The organism is Pseudomonas sp. AK106 (genome assembly GCF_053903055.1).
This window is the reverse complement of record NZ_CP096426.1, coordinates 1249260-1273374: the sequence shown is the minus strand read 5'-3', so window position 1 is coordinate 1273374 and position 24115 is coordinate 1249260. Positions and strand designations below refer to the sequence as shown.

At 59.9% G+C, this 24115-nt stretch carries 22 protein-coding genes; 8 read left to right on the top strand and 14 right to left on the bottom strand.

The features are described from left to right. The first annotated feature begins 98 nt into the window (after positions 1-98). The 3 genes from lon (at position 99) to M1E04_RS05800 (ending at position 3586) form a co-directional block, all read left to right on the top strand. Positions 99-2516, top strand: coding sequence for an endopeptidase La (lon, locus tag M1E04_RS05810; protein ID WP_456292534.1), 2418 nt, complete (start codon positions 99-101; stop codon positions 2514-2516). A gap of 73 nt (positions 2517-2589) precedes the next feature. Next, complete coding sequence (locus M1E04_RS05805) at positions 2590-2958, top strand: PH domain-containing protein (protein WP_065992476.1); 369 nt, start codon at positions 2590-2592, stop codon at positions 2956-2958. A gap of 235 nt (positions 2959-3193) precedes the next feature. Beyond that, on the top strand, positions 3194-3586 hold the full coding sequence (locus tag M1E04_RS05800) for a protease inhibitor I42 family protein (protein ID WP_192135206.1): 393 nt from the start codon (positions 3194-3196) through the stop codon (positions 3584-3586). 88 nt (positions 3587-3674) lie between these two features. Here the strand turns inward: M1E04_RS05800 and M1E04_RS05795 are convergent, their stop codons facing one another. Continuing rightward, on the bottom strand, positions 3675-5471 hold the full coding sequence (locus M1E04_RS05795) for a methyl-accepting chemotaxis protein (protein ID WP_456292533.1): 1797 nt from the start codon (positions 5469-5471) through the stop codon (positions 3675-3677). A 177-nt stretch (positions 5472-5648) separates the two neighbouring features. Here M1E04_RS05795 and M1E04_RS05790 point away from each other — a divergent pair, with 177 nt between their 5' ends. The 3 genes from M1E04_RS05790 (at position 5649) to cmoB (ending at position 9623) form a co-directional block, all read left to right on the top strand. After that, positions 5649-7769, top strand: coding sequence for a TonB-dependent siderophore receptor (locus tag M1E04_RS05790; protein WP_456292532.1), 2121 nt, complete (start codon positions 5649-5651; stop codon positions 7767-7769). A 154-nt stretch (positions 7770-7923) separates the two neighbouring features. Further along, entirely contained in the window at positions 7924-8667 is a 744-nt protein-coding gene (gene cmoA / locus M1E04_RS05785) for a carboxy-S-adenosyl-L-methionine synthase CmoA (protein WP_065992462.1), read from the top strand. Beyond that, positions 8664-9623, top strand: a complete 960-nt coding sequence (gene cmoB, locus M1E04_RS05780) for a tRNA 5-methoxyuridine(34)/uridine 5-oxyacetic acid(34) synthase CmoB (RefSeq protein WP_369318394.1) — start codon at positions 8664-8666, stop codon at positions 9621-9623. The genes cmoA and cmoB overlap by 4 nt, the downstream gene beginning before the upstream one ends. A gap of 120 nt (positions 9624-9743) precedes the next feature. On the opposite strand, the gene pdxJ is transcribed toward cmoB, so the two are convergent. The 11 genes from pdxJ to rpoE form a co-directional block, all read right to left on the bottom strand. Continuing rightward, positions 9744-10499 carry a pyridoxine 5'-phosphate synthase gene (gene pdxJ / locus M1E04_RS05775; RefSeq protein ID WP_192135214.1) on the bottom strand — a complete coding sequence of 252 codons (756 nt, stop codon included), beginning with the start codon at positions 10497-10499 and terminating at the stop codon, positions 9744-9746. Between the two features lie 89 nt (positions 10500-10588). Next, a complete protein-coding gene (gene recO, locus M1E04_RS05770) occupies positions 10589-11278 on the bottom strand; it encodes a DNA repair protein RecO (protein ID WP_065992457.1) in 690 nt (229 codons plus the stop codon). Between the two features lie 166 nt (positions 11279-11444). Continuing rightward, a complete protein-coding gene (gene era, locus M1E04_RS05765) occupies positions 11445-12347 on the bottom strand; it encodes a GTPase Era (protein ID WP_065992456.1) in 903 nt (300 codons plus the stop codon). Then, complete coding sequence (gene rnc / locus M1E04_RS05760) at positions 12340-13029, bottom strand: ribonuclease III (protein ID WP_065992454.1); 690 nt, start codon at positions 13027-13029, stop codon at positions 12340-12342. Before rnc ends, era begins: the two co-directional genes overlap by 8 nt. Further along, positions 13026-13403 carry a DUF4845 domain-containing protein gene (locus M1E04_RS05755; RefSeq protein WP_065992452.1) on the bottom strand — a complete coding sequence of 126 codons (378 nt, stop codon included), beginning with the start codon at positions 13401-13403 and terminating at the stop codon, positions 13026-13028. Before M1E04_RS05755 ends, rnc begins: the two co-directional genes overlap by 4 nt. Positions 13404-13503: 100 nt before the next feature. Beyond that, a complete protein-coding gene (gene lepB / locus M1E04_RS05750; protein ID WP_065992450.1) occupies positions 13504-14358 on the bottom strand; it encodes a signal peptidase I in 855 nt (284 codons plus the stop codon). 9 nt (positions 14359-14367) lie between these two features. Beyond that, positions 14368-16164 carry a translation elongation factor 4 gene (gene lepA / locus M1E04_RS05745; RefSeq protein WP_065992448.1) on the bottom strand — a complete coding sequence of 599 codons (1797 nt, stop codon included), beginning with the start codon at positions 16162-16164 and terminating at the stop codon, positions 14368-14370. A 171-nt stretch (positions 16165-16335) separates the two neighbouring features. Then, positions 16336-17772 (bottom strand): DegQ family serine endoprotease, encoded by a 1437-nt coding sequence (locus tag M1E04_RS05740; protein ID WP_065992446.1) that lies wholly within the window; start codon positions 17770-17772, stop codon positions 16336-16338. A 292-nt stretch (positions 17773-18064) separates the two neighbouring features. After that, positions 18065-19027 (bottom strand): MucB/RseB C-terminal domain-containing protein, encoded by a 963-nt coding sequence (locus tag M1E04_RS05735; RefSeq protein WP_369318395.1) that lies wholly within the window; start codon positions 19025-19027, stop codon positions 18065-18067. 8 nt (positions 19028-19035) lie between these two features. After that, positions 19036-19623, bottom strand: coding sequence for a sigma-E factor negative regulatory protein (locus M1E04_RS05730; RefSeq protein WP_065992442.1), 588 nt, complete (start codon positions 19621-19623; stop codon positions 19036-19038). Between the two features lie 33 nt (positions 19624-19656). Further along, positions 19657-20238 (bottom strand): RNA polymerase sigma factor RpoE, encoded by a 582-nt coding sequence (rpoE, locus tag M1E04_RS05725; protein WP_037014368.1) that lies wholly within the window; start codon positions 20236-20238, stop codon positions 19657-19659. Positions 20239-20733: 495 nt separating this feature from the next. Between rpoE and nadB the strand changes: the two genes are divergently transcribed. Continuing rightward, on the top strand, positions 20734-22350 hold the full coding sequence (gene nadB / locus M1E04_RS05720; RefSeq protein WP_296306371.1) for an L-aspartate oxidase: 1617 nt from the start codon (positions 20734-20736) through the stop codon (positions 22348-22350). Here nadB and M1E04_RS05715 read toward each other — a convergent pair. Further along, positions 22319-22786: a protein YgfX gene (locus M1E04_RS05715; protein ID WP_065992438.1), complete on the bottom strand. Its 468-nt coding sequence runs from the start codon at positions 22784-22786 to the stop codon at positions 22319-22321. The two genes, nadB and M1E04_RS05715, sit on opposite strands and share 32 nt — an antisense overlap. After that, entirely contained in the window at positions 22770-23024 is a 255-nt protein-coding gene (locus M1E04_RS05710; protein WP_065992433.1) for an FAD assembly factor SdhE, read from the bottom strand. Before M1E04_RS05710 ends, M1E04_RS05715 begins: the two co-directional genes overlap by 17 nt. A 142-nt stretch (positions 23025-23166) precedes the next feature. Between M1E04_RS05710 and ygfZ the strand changes: the two genes are divergently transcribed. Then, positions 23167-24108: a CAF17-like 4Fe-4S cluster assembly/insertion protein YgfZ gene (ygfZ, locus tag M1E04_RS05705; RefSeq protein WP_369318396.1), complete on the top strand. Its 942-nt coding sequence runs from the start codon at positions 23167-23169 to the stop codon at positions 24106-24108. Positions 24109-24115: the final 7 nt, after the last annotated feature.

The window sequence follows — 24115 nt, the reverse complement described above, 5'->3', positions numbered from 1 at the left end:
CTTTAAAACGATCCCCCGTCATTGCTATCGACCGACGCTATTGAAACCTGAGCCAATCTGCCCCATCTAAGGCTCATCTCCATTTATGCAGGTGCCCCATGAGCGACCAGCAATCCGACGCCAACCAGCCGCACCCGGACGACGATCACGAGCACGAAATCCTCGGCTCCGACAGCAAGCGCCTCGCCCTGCCCGGCCAGAACCTGCCGGATCAGGTGTACATCATTCCGATCCACAACCGTCCTTTCTTCCCCGCCCAAGTGCTGCCGGTCATCGTCAACGAAGAGCCCTGGGCCGAAACGCTGGAGCTCGTCAGCAAGTCTGATCACCACTCCCTGGCGCTATTCTTCATGGACACCCCGCCCGACGATCCCCGTCATTTCGACACCAAGGCGTTGCCGGAGTACGGCACGCTGGTCAAGGTGCACCACGCCAGCCGTGAAAACGGCAAGCTGCAGTTCGTCGCCCAAGGCCTGAGCCGCGTGCGCATCAAGACCTGGCTCAAGCACCACCGCCCGCCGTTTCTGGTGGAGGTCGAATACCCGCATCAGCCCAACGAGCCGACCGACGAGGTCAAGGCCTACGGCATGGCGCTGATCAACGCGATCAAGGAGCTGCTGCCGCTCAACCCGCTGTACAGCGAAGAATTGAAGAATTACCTCAATCGCTTCAGCCCCAACGACCCGTCGCCGCTCACCGACTTCGCCGCTGCCCTGACCTCCGCCACAGGCGTCGAGCTGCAGCAGGTGCTCGATTGCGTGCCCGTGCTCAAGCGCATGGAGAAAGTCCTGCCGATGCTGCGCAAGGAAGTCGAAGTCGCGCGCCTGCAGAAAGAAATCTCCGCCGAAGTGAACCGCAAGATCGGCGAGCACCAGCGTGAGTTCTTCCTCAAGGAACAGCTCAAGGTCATTCAGCAGGAACTGGGGCTGACCAAGGACGACCGCAGCGCTGACATCGAACAGTTCGAAGAGCGTCTGGTGGGCAAGACCCTGCCGCCGCAGGCGCGCAAGCGCATCGACGAAGAGATCAACAAGCTGTCGGTGCTGGAAACCGGTTCGCCGGAATACGCCGTCACCCGCAACTACCTGGACTGGGCAAGCTCGGTGCCGTGGGGCGTGTTCGGTGACGACAAGCTCGATCTGAAACATGCGCGCAAGGTGCTCGATCAACACCACGCCGGCCTCGATGACATCAAGAGCCGCATCCTCGAGTTCCTGGCCGTCGGCGCCTACAAGGGTGAAATCTCCGGCTCCATCGTGCTGCTGGTCGGCCCGCCGGGCGTGGGTAAAACCAGCGTCGGCAAATCCATCGCAGAATCCCTGGGCCGTCCGTTCTACCGTTTCAGCGTTGGCGGCATGCGCGACGAGGCCGAGATCAAGGGCCACCGTCGCACGTACATCGGCGCCCAGCCGGGCAAGCTGGTGCAGGCGCTGAAAGACGTGGAGGTCATGAACCCGGTCATCATGCTCGACGAGATCGACAAGATGGGCCAGAGCTTCCAGGGCGACCCGGCCTCGGCGCTGCTCGAAACCCTGGACCCGGAACAGAACGTCGAATTCCTCGACCACTATCTGGACCTGCGTCTGGACCTCTCGAAGGTCCTGTTCATCTGCACCGCGAACACCCTGGACTCGATCCCCGGCCCGCTGCTGGACCGTATGGAAGTGATTCGGCTGTCCGGCTATATCAGCGAAGAAAAGCTCGCCATTGCCAAGCGCCACCTGTGGCCCAAGCAACTGGCCAAGGCCGGCGTTTCGAAAAACAGCCTGATGATCAGCGACAGTGCATTGCGCGCGGTGATTGACGGGTACGCGCGGGAAGCCGGTGTGCGGCAGCTGGAAAAACAGTTGGGCAAACTGGTGCGCAAAGCGGTGGTCAAGCTGCTGGACAACCCGGACACCGTGGTCAAGATCGGCCCGAAAGAGCTGGAAGCCTCTTTGGGCATGGCCGTGTTCCGCAACGAGCAAGTGCTGTCGGGCACCGGCGTGATCACCGGCCTGGCCTGGACCAGCATGGGCGGCGCGACGCTGCCGATCGAAGCGACACGGATCCATACGCTCAACCGCGGCTTCAAGCTCACCGGCCAGCTGGGCGACGTGATGAAGGAATCTGCCGAAATCGCTTACAGCTACGTCAGCTCCAATCTGGCGAAGTTTGGCGGCGATAAGAGCTTCTTCGACGAAGCCTTCGTCCACTTGCACGTGCCGGAAGGTGCGACGCCGAAAGACGGGCCAAGTGCGGGCGTGACCATGGCCAGCGCGCTGCTGTCGCTGGCGCGTAACCAGGCGCCCAAAAAAGGCGTGGCGATGACCGGCGAACTGACCCTGACCGGCCACGTACTGCCGATTGGCGGCGTGCGGGAGAAGGTCATTGCGGCGCGGCGGCAGAAGATCTACGAGCTGATCCTCCCGGAAGCCAACCGAGGCAACTTCGAAGAACTGCCGGATTACCTGAAAGAAGGCATCACCGCACACTTCGCTAAACGCTTTGCGGATGTGGCGAAGATATTGTTCTAAGACGGACCAGCATCACTTCCACAGGGGCGAATCGTGACCTGTGGAAGTCGGCCTCACAGACAAGGAGTTCAACATGCTCGACTTCAACAACAAAGGCTTTTTCAAACTCAAGCAGAACAACGAATACGCTGAGCGTGTGGCCGCGCTGCTGCTTGAGGATGAAACCGTCATCGACGCCTACAAGTCGATGCGCGACGGCGTTGTCTTCACGACCAAGCGGATCATTTCCGTCAACGTGCAAGGCATTACCGGCAGCAAGAAGGACTTCACTTCATTGCCGTATAAAAACATCGTGGCCTACTCGGTGGAAACGTCCGGCACCTTCGACCTCGACTCGGAACTCGAGATCTACTTCTCAGCCCTGGGCAAAGTGAAGTTCGAATTCACCGGGAAGACCTCCATCGTCGAAATTTCCAGGTACATTTCCCAATTCGTTCTCTGAACCAACGCATTTGGCCCAGTCACCTGCGAACGTGGTTGAGGTGCAGGCTTAACCAAGCATCACGGGGCAGCATCACAGCATCGCATCAAAGGGGACTGATTTATTTAAAGCATCACAGGGGACAGATTTATTTACACGCTTCTCCGTAAATTAATCTGTCCCCGTCCAGGCACGCTTAAAACCACCCGATCTTCGGTTATCCTCACCCCAAACGTTGCCCACGACCGGAGCCTTCATGACCCCTGCCCGCCTGCTCGTCCCGCTCAGCCTCTCCCTCCTTGCCGCTTGCGCGGCGACACCGAAGCAGATCGTTTCCCTGGACGATCAGCAAGACTGCCCGCTCACCCTCAAAACCGGCCAGACCCTCATGCTGATGCTGCCCAGCAACCCCACCACCGGGCACCGCTGGCTGATGCAAAACCCCGCGCCGTCGATACTCGCCAGCCTCGGGCCTGAGGTGTTCAATGCCTCTAAAGATGTAGGTCTGGTGGGTGAAGGCGGTCAGTCAGTCTGGCGCTACCGAGCCGCCAATGCAGGCACGGGCCATCTGATGATGGTCTACCAGCAGCCGTGGGCGCCGGAAGTGGCGCCAGAACGCACTTTCGACTGCGTGATCACCGTGAACTGATCGAAAGGGGACTGATTTAGTTACACGCTTCTCCGTAAATCAATCTGTCCCCGTCCATGCAAGTCGCCAAGCACTGGCGTAAGCCCCGTCATTCGGTCAGTAACTGCGCCGCATCGAAGCCCATGCGCAAGTTGCCCCAATGACGGCCGTCGAAGAAAAACGGCACGTCGATCTCGGTCATGATTTCCCCCGTGTCGCGCAGGTAGGTTTGCAACAGGAAGCGCTGTTGGTTACCCGCTGCACGCAGGCCGATGGGGTCAGCGAACATGCGCTTGTTCCGGCAGACCGGCAGGTCGACAGCCCGGTCACCCGTAGGTTTTTTCGACACCCAGCTGTTATTCACCGGGCAGTAGCCCTTGGCGTCAACGATGAAGGTGACCTTGCCCCCCAGCGTGCCTTTGGTCAGCGCGTCGCACTCCTCCTGACAGATCTGGGCGAAGCGCTCGCTGTAGCTGGTCGTGTATTGCTTGGGGTCAGTCCCGGGGATCAGTTTGTAGTTCTGATCGAACAGGTTGACCCCTTCACGTTGCAGCGCGGCCAGACGCACCTGGAGTCGGTCGCGGCAATGACTGGCGCGGGTAATGCCGGCGTCCAGCGCGCCGTGCCCGAGGACAAAGCGTCCCAGCAGCGCCTGGACCTTTTCCGCCACGCCCGACAGATCGCGGGTGGCGGTAGCGGAATGCTGCATGCGCTGGTCGATGGACTGGCTGTCCGCATGAATCTGGGTGACGCGATTATTGATGCCGGTGTTGCTGTCGGCGAACTGCAAGATGTGCGAGGCGATGTCTTCCAACTTGATGTGAGTGGATTCGAAATCGCCGATCATGCTCTCGAAATGCCCTGACGCGCGCTCGACCACTTTCTGGGTCTCCCGGGCGCTGTGGCTGATCTGGGTGGTCTGCTCGTGGGTCGAGCTCACTTCCAGCAGCATGGCGTCGATGTTCTGGGAAATGTCCTCGGTGGCGCGACTGACGTTCTGGGCCAGGGTCCGGACTTCGTCGGCAACCACCGCGAAACCACGGCCGCTCTCCCCCGCACGCGCCGCCTCGATCGCCGCGTTGAGCGCCAGAAGGTTGGTCTGGGAGGAAATCTGTTGAATCAATCCGACGATGGATTTGATGCTCGACGAGCGTTGGTTCAACGCCGACACCAGCGTACCGAATTCATTCAGGCTGGTGGAAATCTCACTGATGTTGCCGGTCACTTCCAGCAGCTCGGTGTAGGAGTCGCGGGCCATGCTGAGGTTCTGCGCGGTGGTCCCGGAAATGCCCTGGGTCTGCCGGGACACCTCGGCAATCCGCCCGACTGCGTCGTTGCTCTGCTCCATGACTTCCCTGGCGAAGCGCGCCTGATGGGTCGCGCTGTCGCTGGAATCGCTGATGTTTTTCAGCGAGCGCGCGGACTCCACGGCAATGTGCACGGTCAGCGCCTGAACGCTGCTGATGATCTCCCGCTGCTTGGCGAGAAACCGGTTGCAGGTGCTCGCCAGCACGCGAATTTCATCATGGGTCAACAGCGGCAAGTCCTTGGACAGGTCGCCCTCGCCATTGGCAATGCCTTCCAGCGCCAGCGTCATCTGGGTCACCGGCCGCACGATCAGGTGGCGGAAATACCAGACCATGAAACTGACCAGACACAGGGTGAACAGCGTGCTGCCCAGAATGGCGTTGCTCAGCACATCGAGTTTGCCTTCGATCATGCCTAGCGTCCCCGCCGGCAACTGCGCGCTGCGCAACTGAAGCAGAATGTCCGCGCGGATGCTTACGGCCACCCAGTACACCACGGCGCTCACCATCACCATCAGGAAAAGGCTCGACAGCTTCTTGGTCAAAGAATCGAAAAACTGCCGCTCGACGGACTCGTACAACGCCTTGAACGCATGCATGCCACGGTTCCCTGTGTCTGGTAATGAAATGGGTTGCAACTAAGGTTCTTCGACTGAGGATGGGAAAGCTTTAATGCAGTGGGGTGAACATCGATAAATGACATTGATTCTCAATTATAACTTGCCGATAATTGAGAACCATCATCATTTGTTACATTCGCCGGAGCTTCGCCCGCCATGCGCCACTCGATCCCCTTTTGCCCAAAGGCCCTTTCGTTAATCGCACTGAGCGTGCTCAACACAGCGAATGCCGAAGACACAGCGCTCAGCCTGCCCGCCACCGACGTGACATCAACCGCCACCTACGGGGACACCGGCGACCCGCTCGGTTACCAGGGCAAACCCGGCAGTACCACTACCCGGCTGGACCTGACCAAACAGCAAACGCCTCAAGGTATTACCAACATCAAGCGCGAGCAAATGGATGACTTCAAGCTCAACAGCATTCGCGACGTATTAACCAGTACCCCCGGCGTCAACGTGCAGAAAGTCGAAACTGACCGCACCTACTTCACCGCGCGCGGTTTCGACATCAACAACTTCCAGTACGACGGCACGGCCATGCCGATGACCAATGGGTTGCTGGTGGGCGACATTGACCTGGCGCCCTATGAACAGGTCGATATCGTTCACGGCGCCAACGGTTTGATGTCCGGATCCGGCAACCCTTCGGCCACGGTCAACTTCATCCGCAAACGCCCGACCTACGATCCCCAGGCGAAGATCGACGTGACTGCCGGTTCCTGGGACAAACGCCGGGTGGACATCGACGTTTCCGGGCCACTGACCGACTCAGGCAACGTGCGCGGACGCGTCATCTACGCCAACGAAAACGGCAACTCATACCTTGATCGTTACTCCCGCGAGAAGAACATCTTCAGCGGTCTGCTGGCATTCGACCTGAGCGACAGTGACACGCTGACCCTGGGTTACGAGGACCAGAAAACCAACGCCAATGGCTCAAGCTGGGGCGCACTGCCGCTGGTCGACGCCAGTGGCAACGCTATTCATTACAGCAGCACCCATTCCAATATTTCCCAGCCGTGGGTGCATTGGGATGTTCACACGCAACGCGCGTTTGGCGAGTGGGAACACACCTTCGCCAATGACTGGAAGTCGAAGCTGACCGTCGCCGGCGCCGAGCACCGCGAAGACACCGAGATGTTCTACATGTACGGCGACAGCACCTCACCCACCGGTTACACCGGGTTGGGCTCCAAGTACAAAGACAAGAACCTCGAACTCAGTGGTGATTACTCCCTGAGCGGCCCCTTCATGCTGGGCGGTCGCGAACATCAACTCACGCTAGGGGCGAACGCTGCACGCCAGCGCAACCGCGAATCGTCGCAGTACGGTGACGCCCTCAACTACTCGCCTGTGACCCTTGAGGATGCGCTGCATGGCTACCTGCCGCAGCCGAATTACGTCGCCGCGTTGCCCGCTGCGACCTCGAACTACACCGATCGCCAGAAGAGCGTTTACGCCGGCGCGCGTTTCAGCCTGACCGACGACCTGCATTTGATCACCGGTGCCCGCATGCTCAGCGCCGACAGCAATGGCGACAACTACGGCTCCGCGCGCAAGGTGCGCATTCACGGCAAAGTCACGCCGTACGCCGGTATCGTCTACGACCTGACCCCGGAATACGCGCTGTACGCCAGTTACACCGAAGTCTTCAATCCGCAGTATTACCTCGACGGCCAAGGCCGGGTGCTCGATCCGCTTGAAGGCAAAAGCTATGAAGCGGGCATCAAGGGCCAGTTGCTGGACAAGAAGCTCAACGTCAGCGCAGCGGTGTTCCATGCCAAGCAGGACAACGTGCCGGGTAGTTCGGTGTATGACGCCAGCCTTGGCGGCTACGTGTACGAGGCGATGTCCTACGACAGCAGCGGCCTGGAGCTGGAAGCGTCCGGCGAAGTGGCACCCGGCCTGCAAATCAACGGCGGGTACACCTACGTCTATATCACCGACGACAACGACAGCCGTGCGCGCAAATTCATCCCGCGCCACGCCCTGAAGTCGTCCATGACCTACCAGTTGCCAATGGCACCGAAGGTCAAGGTCGGCGGCAGCCTGAGCTGGCAGAGCAAGACCCAGAACGACGACGCACCGGCCGCCCGGCAGGACGCCTACGCGCTCATCGGCCTGATGACCCGCTATGACATCGATCAGCACTGGAGCACCCAGTTCAACCTCAACAACCTCACCAACGAGAAATACCAACAGAGCCTGCGCTACAACCAAAGCAACTTCGGTGATCCACGCAACTTAACCGCGTCGGTAAGCTGGACATACTGATAACACGGCTTGCGTCTCAGCCGCCCAAGTGCAACCGGGGCGGCTTTTGCCGTTGAGGGGCAAACGTCTGCACACGAACGATGAGATGAGGTTCCAGCCGAGGGACGGAATTGGCTAAAATGCCGCACTTTTCGCCTTGTCCCCCGGAATCGCCGTGAGCCCAGAACCCGACCGCCTATTCGCCCAGCCGCTGCCCCAGGTGCCCGACTTCGCTTTCAACGAAGACGTCGTGCGGGTGTTCCCGGACATGATCAAGCGCTCGGTACCGGGCTACCCGACCATCGTCGAAAACCTCGGCGTGCTCGCGGCGCAGTTCGCCCAGCCCCACAGCGTGCTCTACGACCTGGGCAGCTCACTGGGCGCCGTCACCCAGGCGTTGCGCCGGCATGTGCGGACCGAGGATTGCCGGGTGATCGCCATCGACAACTCGTCGGCCATGGTCGAGCGCTGCCGGGAATACCTCAACGCCCAGGACTCGATGTACCAGGAGTTGCTGCCGGTGGAGGTCATCGACGGCGATATCCTGGGTCTCGAGTTTCAGCCGGCCTCTGTCGTTGCCCTGAACTTCACCCTGCAGTTCATCGCCCCCGAGCAACGCCTCGCCCTTTTGACTCGCATCCGCCAGTCGCTGCTGCCCGGCGGCGCGCTGATCCTGTCGGAGAAGCTGCGCTTTGATGACACCGAAGAGCACGCGCTGCTCAGCGATCTGCACGTCGCCTTCAAGCGCGCCAACGGTTACAGCGAGCTGGAGATCGCGCAGAAACGCAGCGCGATCGAAAATGTGATGAAGCCCGACAGCCTTGAGCAGCACCGCGAGCGCTTGCTGGCCGCCGGTTTCAGTAAAGTCGTGCCCTGGTTCCAGTGCCTTAATTTCGCCTCGTTGATTGCCCTGCCATGATTGATCTCGCTCCCCTGGTCCGCCGTCTGGCGGGCACGCCACTGTATGCCTGGGCCCAAGGCCTGCAGGCGCAACTCGACGCGAAGATGGAAAAGGGTCACGGCGACCTCGAACGCTGGCAAGGCGCCCTGAATGCCTTGCCTGATCTGACGCCAAGCCGCATCGAGCTCAAGGACGATTTCATCCTCGACGCCGACTGCGACGATGCCACCCGCGAGCAGACCCGTGCTGCGCTGATGGGCCTGTCGCCGTGGCGCAAAGGCCCTTTTGATGTGTTCGGCGTGCACGTCGACACCGAATGGCGCTCGGACTGGAAATGGTCGCGGGTGTCGCCGCACCTTGATCTGAGAGGCAAGCGCGTTCTGGATGTGGGCTGCGGCAACGGCTATTACCAGTGGCGCATGCTGGGGGCCGGGGCCGACAGCGTGATCGGCGTTGACCCGAACTGGCTGTTCTTCTGCCAGTTCCAGGCCATGCAGCGCTACCTGCCGAACCTGCCGGCGTGGCACCTGCCGTTCACCCTGGAAGATCTACCCGCGCGGCTGGAAGGCTTCGACACCGTGTTCTCCATGGGCGTGCTCTATCACCGCAAATCCCCCATCGATCACCTGCTGGCACTCAAGGATTGCCTGGTCAAAGGCGGCGAGCTGGTGCTGGAAACCATGGTGGTGGAAGGCGACGCGAATCAGGTGCTGGTGCCGGAAGACCGCTACTCACAGATGCGCAACGTGTGGTTTCTGCCATCAGTCCCCGCGCTGGAACTGTGGCTGCGCCGCGCGGGTTTTGTGGATGTGCGCTGCGTCGACGTCAGCACCACCACGGTAGAGGAACAGCGCGGCACCGACTGGATGCGCTTTCAATCGTTGAGCGACTTTCTCGATCCCGCTGATCACAGCAAGACCGTGGAAGGACTGCCTGCACCGCGGCGTGCGGTGATCGTTGGGCGCAAGCCGTAAACCCACAACGGCGCCATCGCGCGCGCTCGTGGAGCATGACAACACCGCAGCTGTCATTGCGGACAAATCACCCGTGGGAGCGAGCTTGCTCGCGAAGGCGATGGTGGTCGTCCCTTCAGATCACTGGCGGTGAGAAGAACTCGCCGCTGCCAGAATCAACGCCTTCATCTCCGATACCGCGGACTTGAAGCCGACAAACAGGGCATGGGCCACCAGCGCATGGCCGATGTTCAGTTCGTTGATGCCCTTGATCGCCGCGATCGCTTCAACGTTGTGATAGTGCAAACCATGACCGGCATTGACGATCAGGCCCTGGGCCAGACCAAAAGCAACGCCATCGGCAACGCGCTTGAGCTCTTCGGCGACGGCCGCCGGGGTTTCGGCATCGGCATAACGGCCCGTGTGCAGCTCGATGGCCGGCGCGCCAACCCGGGCCGACGCGGCAATCTGGCGCTCATCGGCGTCGATGAACAGCGACACTTCGCTGCCGATGGCAGACAACCGCTCCACCGCCGCCTTGATGCGCGCTTCCTGACCGGCGACATCCAGCCCGCCCTCCGTGGTCAGTTCCTGACGGGTTTCCGGCACTAGGCAGATGTGCGCCGGCCGAATGCGCTCGGCGAACGCCATCATCGCTTCGGTGACGCCCATCTCGAAATTCATGCGCGTTTGCAGCACGTCTTTCAGCAGCAATACATCGCGTTCCTGAATGTGCCGACGGTCCTCACGCAAATGCACGGTGATGCCGTCGGCACCCGCTTCCTCGGCATCCAGCGCGGCCTTGACCGGATCGGGATAGCGCGTCCCGCGGGCCTGGCGCAGGGTAGCAACGTGGTCGATGTTCACGCCGAGCAGAATGCGAGTGCTGTGGGTCACGGGGTTCTCCTGATTACTGTGGCGGTGCCAGCCAGTAGTGGCTGATTGCGCAAGCGAGGAAGGATTTTCTAGGTTTGCGCCGCTGGACGCTAGAGTTTGCGAAACAATTCACGGCTGACCAGCGGCCGCCCACCCAGATGCACGGCCAGGGCCTGGCGCATCAGACGCTTGGCCGCCGACAGCGCGCCCGGCGAAGTCCAGTCCGCTTCAGACATCGCCTGCAATTCGGCGCCCTGAAACAATCCCGGCTGAAACAGATACACCCGCTCAAGGCCTGCGTCCACCTGAAGCCGGTACAGGCCGTCGCTGGCCAGGGGATCACCGTTGACGTCTGCATCCAGCGCAAAGCCGTAACCGAGATCGTCCAGCAGTCGCCATTCGAACGAGCGCAGCAACGGTTCCAGCGCGCGCCCTTCGGCCAGGGCCACAAGGGTCGCGGCGTAATGCTCGAACACGCCCGGGTGCGGGTCTTCGGCGGGCAACAGACGAATCAGCAATTCATTGAGATAGAGACCGCTGAACAGCGCCTCGCCTTCCAGCCACGTGGCGACGCCGACGCCTTCCATGCGCCCCACGTTCTTCAGCTCGCCCCGGCCGCGAAACTCCACTTCGAGCGGCACGAACGGACGCGCCATCGTCCCCGCCTTTCCCCGAGCGCTGCGCAACACCGCACGCAAGCGACCCTGCGGGGTGATGAAATCGACCAGTGCGCTGTTTTCGCGGTACGCACGGCTGTGCAACACATAAGCGAGCTGACCGACGGGAGGGGTTTGTGACATGGCTATCTCGATGAAAGAACACGGCAGAACGGGCAATCTGAAACGACTGTGGGAGTGAGGTTGCCTGCGAACAGGCGATCCCAGTCAACATCAAATGCTGAATGTCACATCCTCTTCGCGAGCAAGCTCGCTCCCACACGTGTTCGGCACAACCAGACTGCTTAGATTACAAGTCGCCGTAACCCAGCGAACGCAACGCGCGCTCGTCATCGGACCAGCCGCCTTTGACCTTGACCCACAGATTGAGCATGACCTTGGAATCGAACAACACTTCCATGTCACGACGCGCATCCGAGCCAATGCGCTTGATGCGCTCGCCCTTGTCGCCAATGATGATTTTCTTCTGCCCGTCGCGCTCGACCAGAATGAGCGCGTGAATATGCAGCGTCTTGCCCTGCTGCTTGAATTGCTCGATCTCGACGGTGATCTGGTACGGCAGCTCGGCGCCAAGCTGACGCATGATCTTCTCGCGCACCAGTTCCGCTGCGAGAAAACGGCTGCTGCGGTCGGTGATCTGATCTTCCGGGAAGAAGTGCTCATTCTCCGGCAACTGATCGGCAATGACCTTCTCCAGCGCTTCCAGGTTATGCCCCTGCTGCGCCGAGATCGGGATGATCTGGGCGTTCGGCAGTTGCTCCTGCAGCCAGGACAAATGCGGCATCAGCGCGCTCTTGTCTTCGATGCGATCGGTCTTGTTCAGCGCCACGATCAACGGGCCGGTCACGTACTGCACGCGCTCGAGAACCATCTGGTCCTCTTCGGTCCACTTGGTGCGGTCGACCACGAAAATCACCACATCGACGTCTTTCAACGCTGCCGAGGCGGTCTTGTTCATGTAGCGGTTAAGCGCTTTGTCGCTGTTTTTGTGCATGCCGGGGGTATCGACATAGACCGCCTGCACGGCGCCTTCAGTCTTGATGCCAAGCATGTTGTGCCGGGTCGTCTGCGGCTTGCGCGACGTGATTGCCAGTTTCTGGCCGAGGATGTGGTTCAGCAGCGTCGACTTGCCCACGTTTGGCCGGCCAACAATGGCAACATAGCCACAGCGTGTTGCAGGTGAATCAGTCATTGCCATTCTCCACACCCAGGGCGATAAGGGCTGCGGCCGCTGCTACCTGTTCGGCAATGCGACGGCTTACGCCTTGTCCCCGGCTTTTTTCATTCAATAAAGAGATCTCGCATTCGACGAAGAAGATTCGGCAATGCGGCTCGCCCTGGATATCCACCACTTCATAGCGTGGCAGATCGCAGGCGCGTGACTGAAGGAATTCCTGCAGCCGTGTTTTCGGGTCTTTGTTGGTGTCGACCAGGGTCAGGGTTTCGAACTCGCTGGCCAGCCAGGCGAGCACGCGCTCCCTTGCCATGTCCATCCCGGCGTCGAGGTAGATCGCACCGATCAGGGCTTCCAGTGCGTCAGCCAGAATCGACTCACGGCGAAAGCCGCCGCTCTTCAACTCACCCGAGCCCAGGCGCAGGTATTCGCCCAGATCGAAACCGCGGGCCAGAAGCGCAAGGGTCTCGCCTTTCACCAGACGGGCGCGCAGACGGGACAACTGACCTTCACGCGCCTGGGGGAAACGCTCGAACAGCGCTTCGCCGGCGACGAAGTTGAGAATGGCATCACCGAGGAATTCCAGACGCTCGTTGTTGCGTCCGGCAAAGCTGCGGTGGGTCAGCGCCAGGATCATCAGCTCCTGATCCTTGAAGGTATAGCCGAGCTGACGCTCCAGGCGACTCAATGAAACGCTCACGGTTTACCCACGCTGAATTCGTGGTCGAACTTGACCACCAGATCGATGTTCTGGATCAGTGACTCACGTTTTTCGTAGTTCAAATGAGCGAGGAACCTGTTGTTCTCCGTCGTCACAGTTAACGCCTTGTTCAAATCCAAATCCCGAATGTTATTAACCTGCATACCTTTGGCCACATAGGCGTAAAGGTCACCGGCGTTGGTGATGTCTGCCGTGCGGTCAGTGCCGGCACTTTCGATGATTTTCTTCATAGACAGGTAGTCCATGTAATGCGGCACGATCTTGGCGGCAGCGCTTCCAAGGAACGCCAGAATCGCCAGCAACACCAGCCAGCCGATGAACGAGAGGCCTTTTTGCGGACCGGCAGACGTCATGATTGTTTTCAAGAGTAGCCCTTCCCTGTCACCTGCGAGATCGGCCACGCAACATGGCCCTGAATGACATACGGCGCTGCCAATGGCAGCGCCGCATCGGTTACTTGATCAGACCGACTCGCGAGAAGTTCGGAAAGTGGCTGAGCTTGGGTTCAGGCCAGCTCATCCAGACCGCGAAGGCCTTGCCGACGATGTTCTTGTCGGGGACCATGCCCAGCTCGTCCTTGGGAATGTTGGGATCATCCCAGTAACGGCTGTCATTCGAATTGTCGCGGTTGTCGCCCATCATGAAGTAGTGCGCGGCCGGAACGGTCCATTCATGATCAGGCGGCGCGCGGTAGCGGCTCATTTCCTGACGGATCTGGTGTTCCACTTCGCCCAGCTTCTCGTTGTAAAGCTCTGCGCTGCCCAGCGTGCCCGGCTCCGAACCGATCAGCTGCTTGGCCACCAACTGACCGTTGATGAACAACTGCTTGTCGTTGGTGTAGCGAATCACGTCACCTGGCAGGCCGATCACCCGCTTGATGTAGTTCACGTTGGGATCGCTTGGGTAACGGAACACCATCACGTCACCACGCTGCGGGTCTCCGACCGGGATGACCTTGAGGTCGATCACCGGCAGGCGGATGCCATACGAGAACTTGTTGACCAGGATGAAATCGCCCACGTCCAGCGTCGGTTTCATCGAGCCCGACGGGATCTGGAACGGCTCAACCAGAAACGAGCGCAGGACCAGAACGATGAACAACACCGGAAAGAACGATTTGCCGTATTCGACCAGAAACGGCTCCTTGTTCAACCGCTCCACGACCGCGACATCAGGCTGGCTCACGCTGCCCTGATAGTTCGCTATCGCGTTACGGCGACGCGGCGCCAATATGACCAGATCGAACAGGGCCAGCAAACCGCAGACAAACACGGCGACGACCAGCAACAGCGGGAAATTTAGTGACATAGGGCCTGACTATTCCAACCTGAGCACTGCAAGAAAGGCTTCTTGTGGAATTTCCACGTTGCCGACCTGCTTCATGCGTTTTTTACCGGCCTTCTGCTTCTCGAGCAGCTTGCGCTTACGGCTGACGTCACCACCGTAACATTTGGCCAGTACGTTCTTTCTGAGCGCCTTGACGGTTGTACGCGCGATAATCTGACCGCCAATGGCGGCCTGGATTGCCACGTCGAACATCTGACGAGGAATCAGTTCTTTCATCTTTTCGGTCAACGCGCGGCCTTTGTAGGCGGCGTTATCACGGTGCACGATCAGCGCCAGAGCGTCGACCTTGTCGCCGTTGATCATCACGTCCAGGCGAACCAGATTGGCCGACTGATAGCGATCGAAATGGTAGTCCAGCGACGCATAACCGCGGCTGGTCGACTTCAGTCGGTCGAAGAAATCCAGCACCACTTCGTTCATCGGCAAATCGTAGGTCACTTGGACCTGCGTGCCGAGGAACAGCATGTCGTGCTGAATGCCACGCTTCTCGATACACAGCGTAATGACGTTGCCCAGGTGCTCTTGAGGCACAAGAATGTTCGCCCGCACGATCGGCTCGCGCATGTCCTCGATGGTGGACAGGTCTGGCAATTTCGACGGGTTGTCGACGTAAATGGTTTCACCGGTCTTCAGCAGAAGCTCGAAGATGACCGTCGGTGCGGTGGTGATCAGGTCAAGGTCGTACTCGCGCTCAAGGCGCTCCTGGATGATCTCCATGTGCAGCATGCCGAGGAAGCCGCAGCGGAAGCCGAAGCCCAGCGCGTCCGAGCTTTCCGGCAGATACTGCAGGGAAGAGTCATTCAGCGTCAGCTTTTGCAGCGCGTCGCGGAAGTCTTCGAAGTCATCGGAGCTGACCGGGAACAGACCGGCGTAGACCTGCGGCTGGATGCGCTTGAAACCGGGCAGCACCGGAACGTCCGGGGTGGTGCTCAGGGTCAGGGTGTCACCCACTGGCGCGCCGTGAATGTCCTTGATGCCGGCGATGATGAAGCCCACTTCGCCCGCTTTCAGATCAGCGGTGGCGCTGTGCTTGGGGTTGAACACGCCCACGCTATCGACGAGGTGCATCTTGCCGGTCGACTTGACCAGAATCTTGTCGCCCTTCTTGACGCGGCCGTGACGCACACGCACCAGGGAAACAACGCCCAGGTAGTTGTCGAACCACGAATCGATGATCAGCGCTTGCAGGGGATCTTCGATGTTGCCGGTCGGTGCCGGGATGGTGTGAACCAGACGCTCCAGCACTTCGTCGACGCCCAGGCCGGTCTTGGCGCTACAGACCACGGCGTCGGTGGCATCAATGCCGATGATCTTTTCGATTTCTTCCTTGACCCGGTCCGGATCGGCCTGGGGCAGGTCAATCTTGTTCAGGACCGGCATGACTTCCAGGCCCTGTTCGATAGCGGTGTAGCAGTTGGCGACGGATTGGGCTTCTACGCCCTGACCGGCATCGACCACCAGCAACGCGCCCTCACATGCCGCCAGCGAGCGGCTGACTTCGTAGGTGAAGTCAACGTGCCCCGGGGTATCAATAAAGTTGAGCTGGTAGGTGATCCCGTCCTTCGCTTTGTAATAAAGCGTGACGCTGTGGGCTTTGATCGTAATCCCGCGCTCACGCTCCAGGTCCATGGAATCGAGGACCTGAGCTTCCATCTCGCGCTCGGTCAGGCCGCCGCACATCTGGATAAATCGGTCAGCCAGCGTCGACTTGCCATGGTCAATGTGGGCGATGATGGAGAAATTGCGGATATGACTCAAATCACTCACGGATCAACACTCGAAAAAGGTCGCAGGCAGACTGCCCGCCAAAAATAGCCGGGAATTGTACCTGAAGGAACGATCAGGCGTCACGTTCACGCGCAGCGCCTGCTCGCCATGCACCCTGGGGGCACAAAAAAAGGAGCGGTCTGACCGCTCCTTTTTGCTGTTCCCGACGGGTTATTCCGCCAGTTTGAACGTGATGAATGTCGCACGACCCTGACGCAGCACGCGCATGGAGACAGAGCGATTCTTCGGCAAGCCCTTGGCCACTTCAGTGAACTGCTTGGACGAAGTGATCGCCTGGTTGTTCAGGTGAGTGATGACATCACCCGACTGCAGACCGATCAGCGACGCAGGACCGTCCTGGACTTCCTTGATGACGACGCCGCCCTTCAGGTCCAGCGACTTCATCTGTTCAGCGGTCAGATCGACCACGGAAACGCCCAGGCGGTTGCTGCTGCGCTCAACACCGGTGTCAGCCGCGCCCATCTCTTCGCCTTCGGCCGGCAGTGCACCCACAGTCACCGTGAGCTTCTGACGCTTGCCGTCGCGAATCACTTCCAGCTCGGCCTTGCTGCCGTCTTTCAGGTTGCCAATCAGGTGCGGCAAGTCTGCGGACATGACGATAGGCGTGCCATTGGCGCTCAGGATCACGTCGCCGACCTGCAAACCACCTTTGGCGGCCGGTCCGTCTTCAAGCACTTGAGCCACCAGCGCACCGGCCGGCTTGTCCAGACCGAAGGATTCGGCCAGGTCTTTGTTCACTTCCTGGATGACGACGCCCAACCAGCCACGATTGACCTTGCCACTGGCCTTGAGCTGGTTGGCAACATCCATCGCCACGTCGATCGGGATGGCGAACGACAGGCCCATGAAGCCACCGGAACGGGTGAAGATCTGCGAGTTGATACCCACCACTTCGCCCGCCATGTTGAACAGCGGCCCACCCGAGTTACCCGGGTTGATCGCCACATCGGTCTGGATGAATGGCACGTAGGTATCATTCGGCAGACTGCGGCCCTTGGCGCTGACGATGCCTTTGGTCACGGAGTGATCGAAGCCGAACGGCGAGCCGATCGCCAGCACCCATTCACCGACTTTCAGCTTGTCGGAATTACCCAGCTTGACGGTGGGAAGGTCCTTGCCGTCGATCTTCAGCACCGCGACGTCGGTACGAGGATCGGTGCCGATCAGCTTGGCCTTCATTTCGCTGCGATCTGAAAGACGCACGAGAATCTCATCGGCACCATCGATCACGTGATTGTTGGTCAGGATGAACCCGTCGGCGGAGATGATGAAGCCCGAGCCGAGTGACTGCGCCTCACGCTGACGATCCCCCTTGCCGCCCCCTGGCGCACGGGAGCCTGGCGGCGTGCTGCGCTCAAGGAATTCACGAAGCATCGGTGGCAGGCCTTCCAGATCAGGCATCTGACCCTGGGCAACCGCGCGGTCCGGCAGTTTTTGACGCGTACTGATGTTGACGACTGCAGGGGAAGCCTGCTCCACCAGAGAGGTGAAGTCCGGCAGGGCTTCGGCCTGAGCAGTGAAGACCTGTCCAAGCATCAGCACAGCGGCCATCCAGGCCAGGTAAGGTTTCAAGCGTGGTATCGACATATGGCTCCCGTTTACAACGAGCATGGTTAAGCGGTACGAGCCCGCAGGCTCGCGAAGCATCTGTGTGTCGCGGCTTCCCGTGACACCTGTGTCTGCTCCAGTTTCCTGGACCCTGAAACAACAAAGGCCACAGCTGCGAAGCTGTGACCTATAGAAAAAAATACACCCGATTGCAACCGACAAAGCGCACTAAACATTTCAGCAGTACCAGTGAAGCCCATATTTAAAGGCTTGTGAACGTGAAACGACCGAATGAAACCTTTTTCATAGTGGCCATCACCGGCGTGCAGAATCAGTTCTTGCTCGTGGTCGCAGCATCGTCGCGCATCGACAACGCAATGCGCTCGGCGGTCCCGATGGGGATCTCGCCCACCACGGTCACCATCGCATCACCCTTGGGTGTGGTTACGCGACGGGAGACGGCAACGGTTGGCCCTAACTGAGTGCGGATGTCCGTGACCGCGGCGCCAGTGACGGGCTCGACGAACACCGAAAAACGGGCGAGGCCATCGTCATACATCAGGCTCGTCACAAGACTTTTCGAGTCCGGATCCTTGCGTACGGCAGCGCTGCTCAGGTCAAAACCGGGAGGCAACCAGTCCGAGCGCCACACAACATTCTGCTTTGGCGCATCTGCTTTGGACCTGGCCACTTCAACCGGCTTGCAGTCAGCACCGGGCGTCAGCATCTGATCAGTCAGCGACTGCGAGGTGTTGAGGTCGGTGAACTGGAAGCGCTCGAGCAATTGGCCCTTGTCACTGAGCAACAACGACTTCAATGGCAGACCGGTTTCACTGTCGAGGTGCAGTTCGATGCCGTAGCGGTGCTGATCACGGGGGGTAAGCGTCACCACATTGGCCACACGTCCGGCAACACGCGAGGTGCCTGCTGACTTGATGTCATACCAGGATGACAACCTGACAGCATCAAAAGCTCGGGCCGGAGAATCGGGAACGCTGGACACACCCTCTTCGAGGGTACCGCTCACGCACTGGGTAACCCCGTCGACGCGCAGTACTTCCTGAGGAGAGCCATCCAGTTGAAGTAGATGCTCGCGAACCTTGCCGTCGGCGACGCGCTGCCAGATTCGGTGAGTAGAGAAGCTTCCGTTACGCTCATAAACGAATGTGCCGGTGTAGCTTTGCCGTTGCTCGGCCTGCGCAAGACGTTTCAGCTGGTCTTGCGCGTCATCGGCATGAGCTGGAAGGACCAGCCATCCACCCAGCAGAAGCGGCAGTAGAGGGATGGCGCGCATGATCCTCCTTAACGGTTTTCCAGGCTTGCAGCACGAGCGTATGGCAGAGCGCCTTCAGCGCCTTTCATGGCAGCTTGCTGAGCATGCTGACGCAGGTAACCTGGCAGACGTTGGTCATGCCAACCGGCCTGGTTCTGCAGCACACCACTGGCCATCGGACCCGGGGACTGCTCGCCCTCGGTGTAGCCTGCGAGCACCGCCGGACCTTTGGCCTGCGGCATTGCGACGTTGGCCGGCTGGGATTGCTGAGCCAGTTGCGCCCCGGCAATTTCGTCCTGGTTGTACAAGCGTACACCAGCCAGAACGGCAACAGTCACCGAGGCGGCTACGGCCAAGCGACCCAGCGTACGCCAAGGGCCGCGACCGGCCTTCAACGGGCTCACTTCATCAGCGATTCCGGCAGCAACGGCAGCCGAAATATCCAGATGAGGCAGCAACAGTTCTTTATGCATTGCTGCACGGGCAATCTGATAACGGGACCAGGTGGCTCGTGTGTCTGCATCTTCAATGGCGCTAAGCACCCGACGCAGTTCCAATTCGTCCGCTTCGTTATCCATCACCGCGGACAGCGATTCCTGCAGGGCTTCACGACTCATGGCGGTTCCTCTCTTGTGGCTATCGCCGCTGTCTCAGGTTTCCTGCAACAGAGGTTGCAAGGCTTTGTCGATGGCTTCCCGAGCGCGAAAAATGCGAGAGCGCACGGTACCAACCGGACATTGCATGACACTGGCAATGTCTTCGTAACTCAGACCGTCGAACTCACGCAACGTTAAAGCTGTACGCAAATCTTCTGGCAGTAGCTGGATGGTTCTATGGACGGTGCCTTCGATCTCATCCCGCAGCAATGCCCGTTCTGGCGACTCGATGTCCTTGAGGCCGTGATCGCCATCGTAGAACTCCGCGTCTTCCGATCTGACATCGCTATCCGGCGGACGCCGACCTCGCGACACCAGATAGTTCTTCGCCGTGTTAATGGCGATACGGTACAGCCACGTATAAAACGCACTGTCACCGCGGAAGTTACCAAGTGCGCGATAGGCTTTGATAAAAGCCTCTTGCGCAACATCCTGGGCTTCGTGGGTGTCGTGAACAAATCTCACGATCAACCCAAGAATCTTGTGCTGATATTTCACCACTAGCAGATCAAACGCTCGCTTGTCGCCGCGCTGTACGCGTTCAACCAGCTGCTGATCTTCTTCCTGGGTTAGCATGAACACTCCTCATAAAGCTTAAAGGAGCATCGCATCGGCTCTTTCGCAGGCTTGCAAACATAGACTCGGGCTTTAAGCAAAAGTTCTCCCCCCTTCAAGCAAGTTTCCGGCGGGCGTCTGCTGCCCGCACAGAAAACGCCGCTCGAACCAGGTCGGCTGCGTAAATAATCTTGTCGTCAAAAACGTTCGTACTGGCTGGAAACTGCCACTGCGTAACGTCGACGCTGTTCCTTTATGGGCAACCCACTATTGAACGTGCGGGTTCGTGAAAAGTTCCCATCGTTCATTATTGGCCGTAAGACACATCCCCCGTCAGTTGTAGGACTCAATCCATATGAAGCTGTGGGAAAGATCGCATCCATCAAACGGGGTGCGGGAGATTGCGAGGTGGCGCACACTCCGCTCCCACCGTGATTCACCGTTGCCATAAAGCGCGGACATTGTGCCGTTCCACACTTGCTTATACTAGTGGCCATTTAGACGCCGGTACCTGAGATGAGTCAGCATTTCCAGCACGACGTATTGGTAATAGGCTCCGGCGCAGCCGGTTTGAGTCTTGCACTGACACTGCCCGGGCATTTGCGCGTGGCGGTCCTCAGCAAAGGCGATCTGGCGAACGGCTCGACGTTCTGGGCTCAGGGCGGCGTTGCGGCAGTGCTGGATGACGCCGACACCATACAGTCACACGTGGAAGACACCCTCAACGCGGGCGGCGGCCTGTGCCATGAGGACGCAGTCCGGTTTACCGTCGAGCACAGCCGCGAGGCCATTCAATGGCTGATCGACCTTGGCGTGCCCTTTACCCGCGATGACCCCTCGACCGTCGTGGACGGCGGCTTCGAGTTTCACCTCACCCGCGAAGGGGGTCACAGCCATCGCCGGATTATTCATGCCGCCGACGCTACTGGCGCGGCGATCTTCCGCACATTGCTGGCGCAGGCCAGCGCACGCCCCAATATCGAATTGCTGGAACAGCGCGTGGCAGTCGATCTCATCACCGAGTCCCGGCTGGGCCTGCAAGGGCAGCGTTGCCTGGGCGCCTATGTGCTGGATCGTTTGACGGGAGAGGTCGACACCCACAGCGCGCGTTTCACCATTCTGGCGTCCGGCGGCGCGGCGAAAGTCTACCTCTACACCAGCAACCCAGACGGCGCTTGCGGCGACGGCATAGCGATGGCCTGGCGCGCGGGCTGCCGCGTGGGCAATCTGGAGTTCAACCAGTTCCACCCCACCTGCCTGTACCACCCCCAGGCCAAGAGCTTTCTGATTACCGAAGCCCTGCGCGGCGAAGGCGCTTACCTGAAGCTGCCCGATGGCGAACGCTTCATGCAGCGTTTTGACCCAAGGGCCGAACTGGCTCCCCGTGACATCGTTGCCCGGGCGATTGACCACGAGATGAAACGCCTGGGCGCCGACTGCGTGTTTCTGGACATCAGTCACCAGTCCGAAGACTTCATCAAGAGCCACTTCCCGACCGTGTACGAGCGTTGCCTCACGTTCGGTATCGACATCACCCGTCAACCGATTCCGGTGGTGCCGGCGGCGCACTACACCTGTGGCGGCGTTATGGTTGACCAACAGGGCCGCACCGATGTGCCTGGACTGTATGCGATCGGCGAGACCAGCTTCACCGGCCTGCACGGCGCCAACCGCATGGCCAGCAACTCGCTGCTGGAGTGCTTCGTGTACGCCCGCTCGGCTGCGGCAGACATCGTGACTCAGCTTGAGCACGTCCCCCAGCCGCAAAATCTGCCGGCATGGGATTCGAGCCAGGTGACCGATTCCGACGAAGACGTGATCATCGCCCACAACTGGGATGAGCTGCGTCGGTTTATGTGGGACTACGTGGGCATCGTGCGCACCAACAAGCGTCTGCAGCGCGCCCAGCATCGGGTGCGGCTGTTGCTGGACGAAATCGACGAGTTCTACAGCAACTACAAGGTCAGTCGCGATCTGATCGAGCTGCGCAACCTGGCCCAAGTGGCAGAGCTGATGATTGCTTCAGCGATGGCGCGCAAAGAAAGCCGCGGTCTGCACTACACGCTGGATTACCCCGACATGCTGCCCGAAGCGCTGGACACTATTCTGGTGCCGCCCACCTTCGCCGGCTGAACTTCAGGCGCAAACGCAGGCGTCGGTGACTGTCCGGGGCCATGGCGTCTGCCGGGATGCACAGGCTTCGCACCCACATGCGGCTCAGCCAATGGCCCGTCATCCGCCTGAAACGCAGCACAACCAGGTGCGGCAGCGCCAGGCTGTCGGGGCGCAGCTGCACCGGTTGCCAGCCGCCCTCCTCGCTCCACAACGCCCAGCCGCTGCCGTCACGGCGCAGCCCCGTAGATGACTGAGGCCGGTCCAGCAGAATGAACGTCCGGAGACTGCGTGCTGCGTGCAATGCGCACAGCAAGACGCCGATGGCTTTTGCCCACAAGGGAATTGAAAGGAAAACGGTCGACGCCAGCGCAAGGATTTGCGTGACGAGGTACGCCGTCAGCAGCGCCCGGGAAGGCTGCCAACGGCATTCGAAGCGATCACTTCGGCTGGACACGGTCCAGGATCATCCGAACCATGCGTTGCAGCTCCGGATCTTCGGATTCCGCGCGCTGCATGAACCAGCCGAACATGTCCTGATCTTCACAGGTCAGCAGGCGCACGTAGAGGTCGCGATCGACCTGATTGAGCGTCGGGTAGACTTCTTTGACGAACGGCACCAGCAATACGTCCAGCTCGAGCATGCCGCGACGGCTGTGCCAAAAGAGGCGATTGAGTTCAACATCTTCGACCATGGAGGGCTCCTCGAATTTGCCGGCGAGTATACAGGCGCATCGTCCCGGGGCGTACTTGCAGTTAGTCGCAGCTTTTTGCGTATACCCATTAACGACACGCGGCACTATGATGGTGCCCCAGACTTCTACCCTGCGATGACTCATGGCCGTTCCAGCATTTTTCTGCCCCCTGTCCCATGAAGGTGTGCTCGCCGTTCGCGGCGTGGATGCCGGCAAATTCCTGCAAGGCCAACTGACTTGCAACATCGACTACCTGAGCGAAGGCAAAGCCACCCTCGGTGCGCGCTGCACGCAAAAGGGCCGCATGCAGTCGAGCTTCCGCATCCTGCTCGAAGGTGATGGCGTGCTGCTGGCGATGGCCAGCGAGCTGATCGAAGCGCAATTGCTGGACCTGAAGAAATACGCTGTCTTCTCCAAATCCAAACTGACCGACGAAAGCGTGTCCTGGGTGCGATTCGGCTTGCAGGATGGCGACGGGGCACTGGTCAGCCTTGGCCTCGACCTTGCGCAGGAGACCGACTCGGTGGTCCGCGCCAATGACCTCATCGCCATTCGCGTCTCCCCTGCCCGCGCCGAATTGTGGGTACGTGCCGAGCAGGCCGATGACGTGCGCAGCCGGCTGATCTCCCACGTGCCGCAAGAGCCGCTCAACGACTGGTTGCTGGGGCAGATTCGCGCCGGCATCGGCCAGGTGGTCGGGCAGACTCGCGAAGAATTCATTCCACAGATGATCAACCTGCAAGCCGTGGGCGGTGTGAGTTTCAAGAAAGGTTGCTACACCGGCCAGGAGATCGTGGCGCGCATGCAGTACCTCGGCAAGCTGAAACGCCGGCTGTACCGCCTGACCATGGGCAGCACAGAACTGCCTGAACCGGGGGCTGCACTGTTTTCGCCGGTTCATTCAAGCGCAGTAGGCAACGTTGTGATCGCGGCCCGGTCTGATGTCGGGATCGAGGTGCTGGCGGTCTTGCAGGCGGATGCGGCGGAAGATGGCCGGATCCATCTGGGTGCGGCAGATGGCGAGGCCCTGCAAATGAGCGAATTGCCATACACCCTCGACGCGAAGCTCGAAACACAGCGTTGAACCCGGT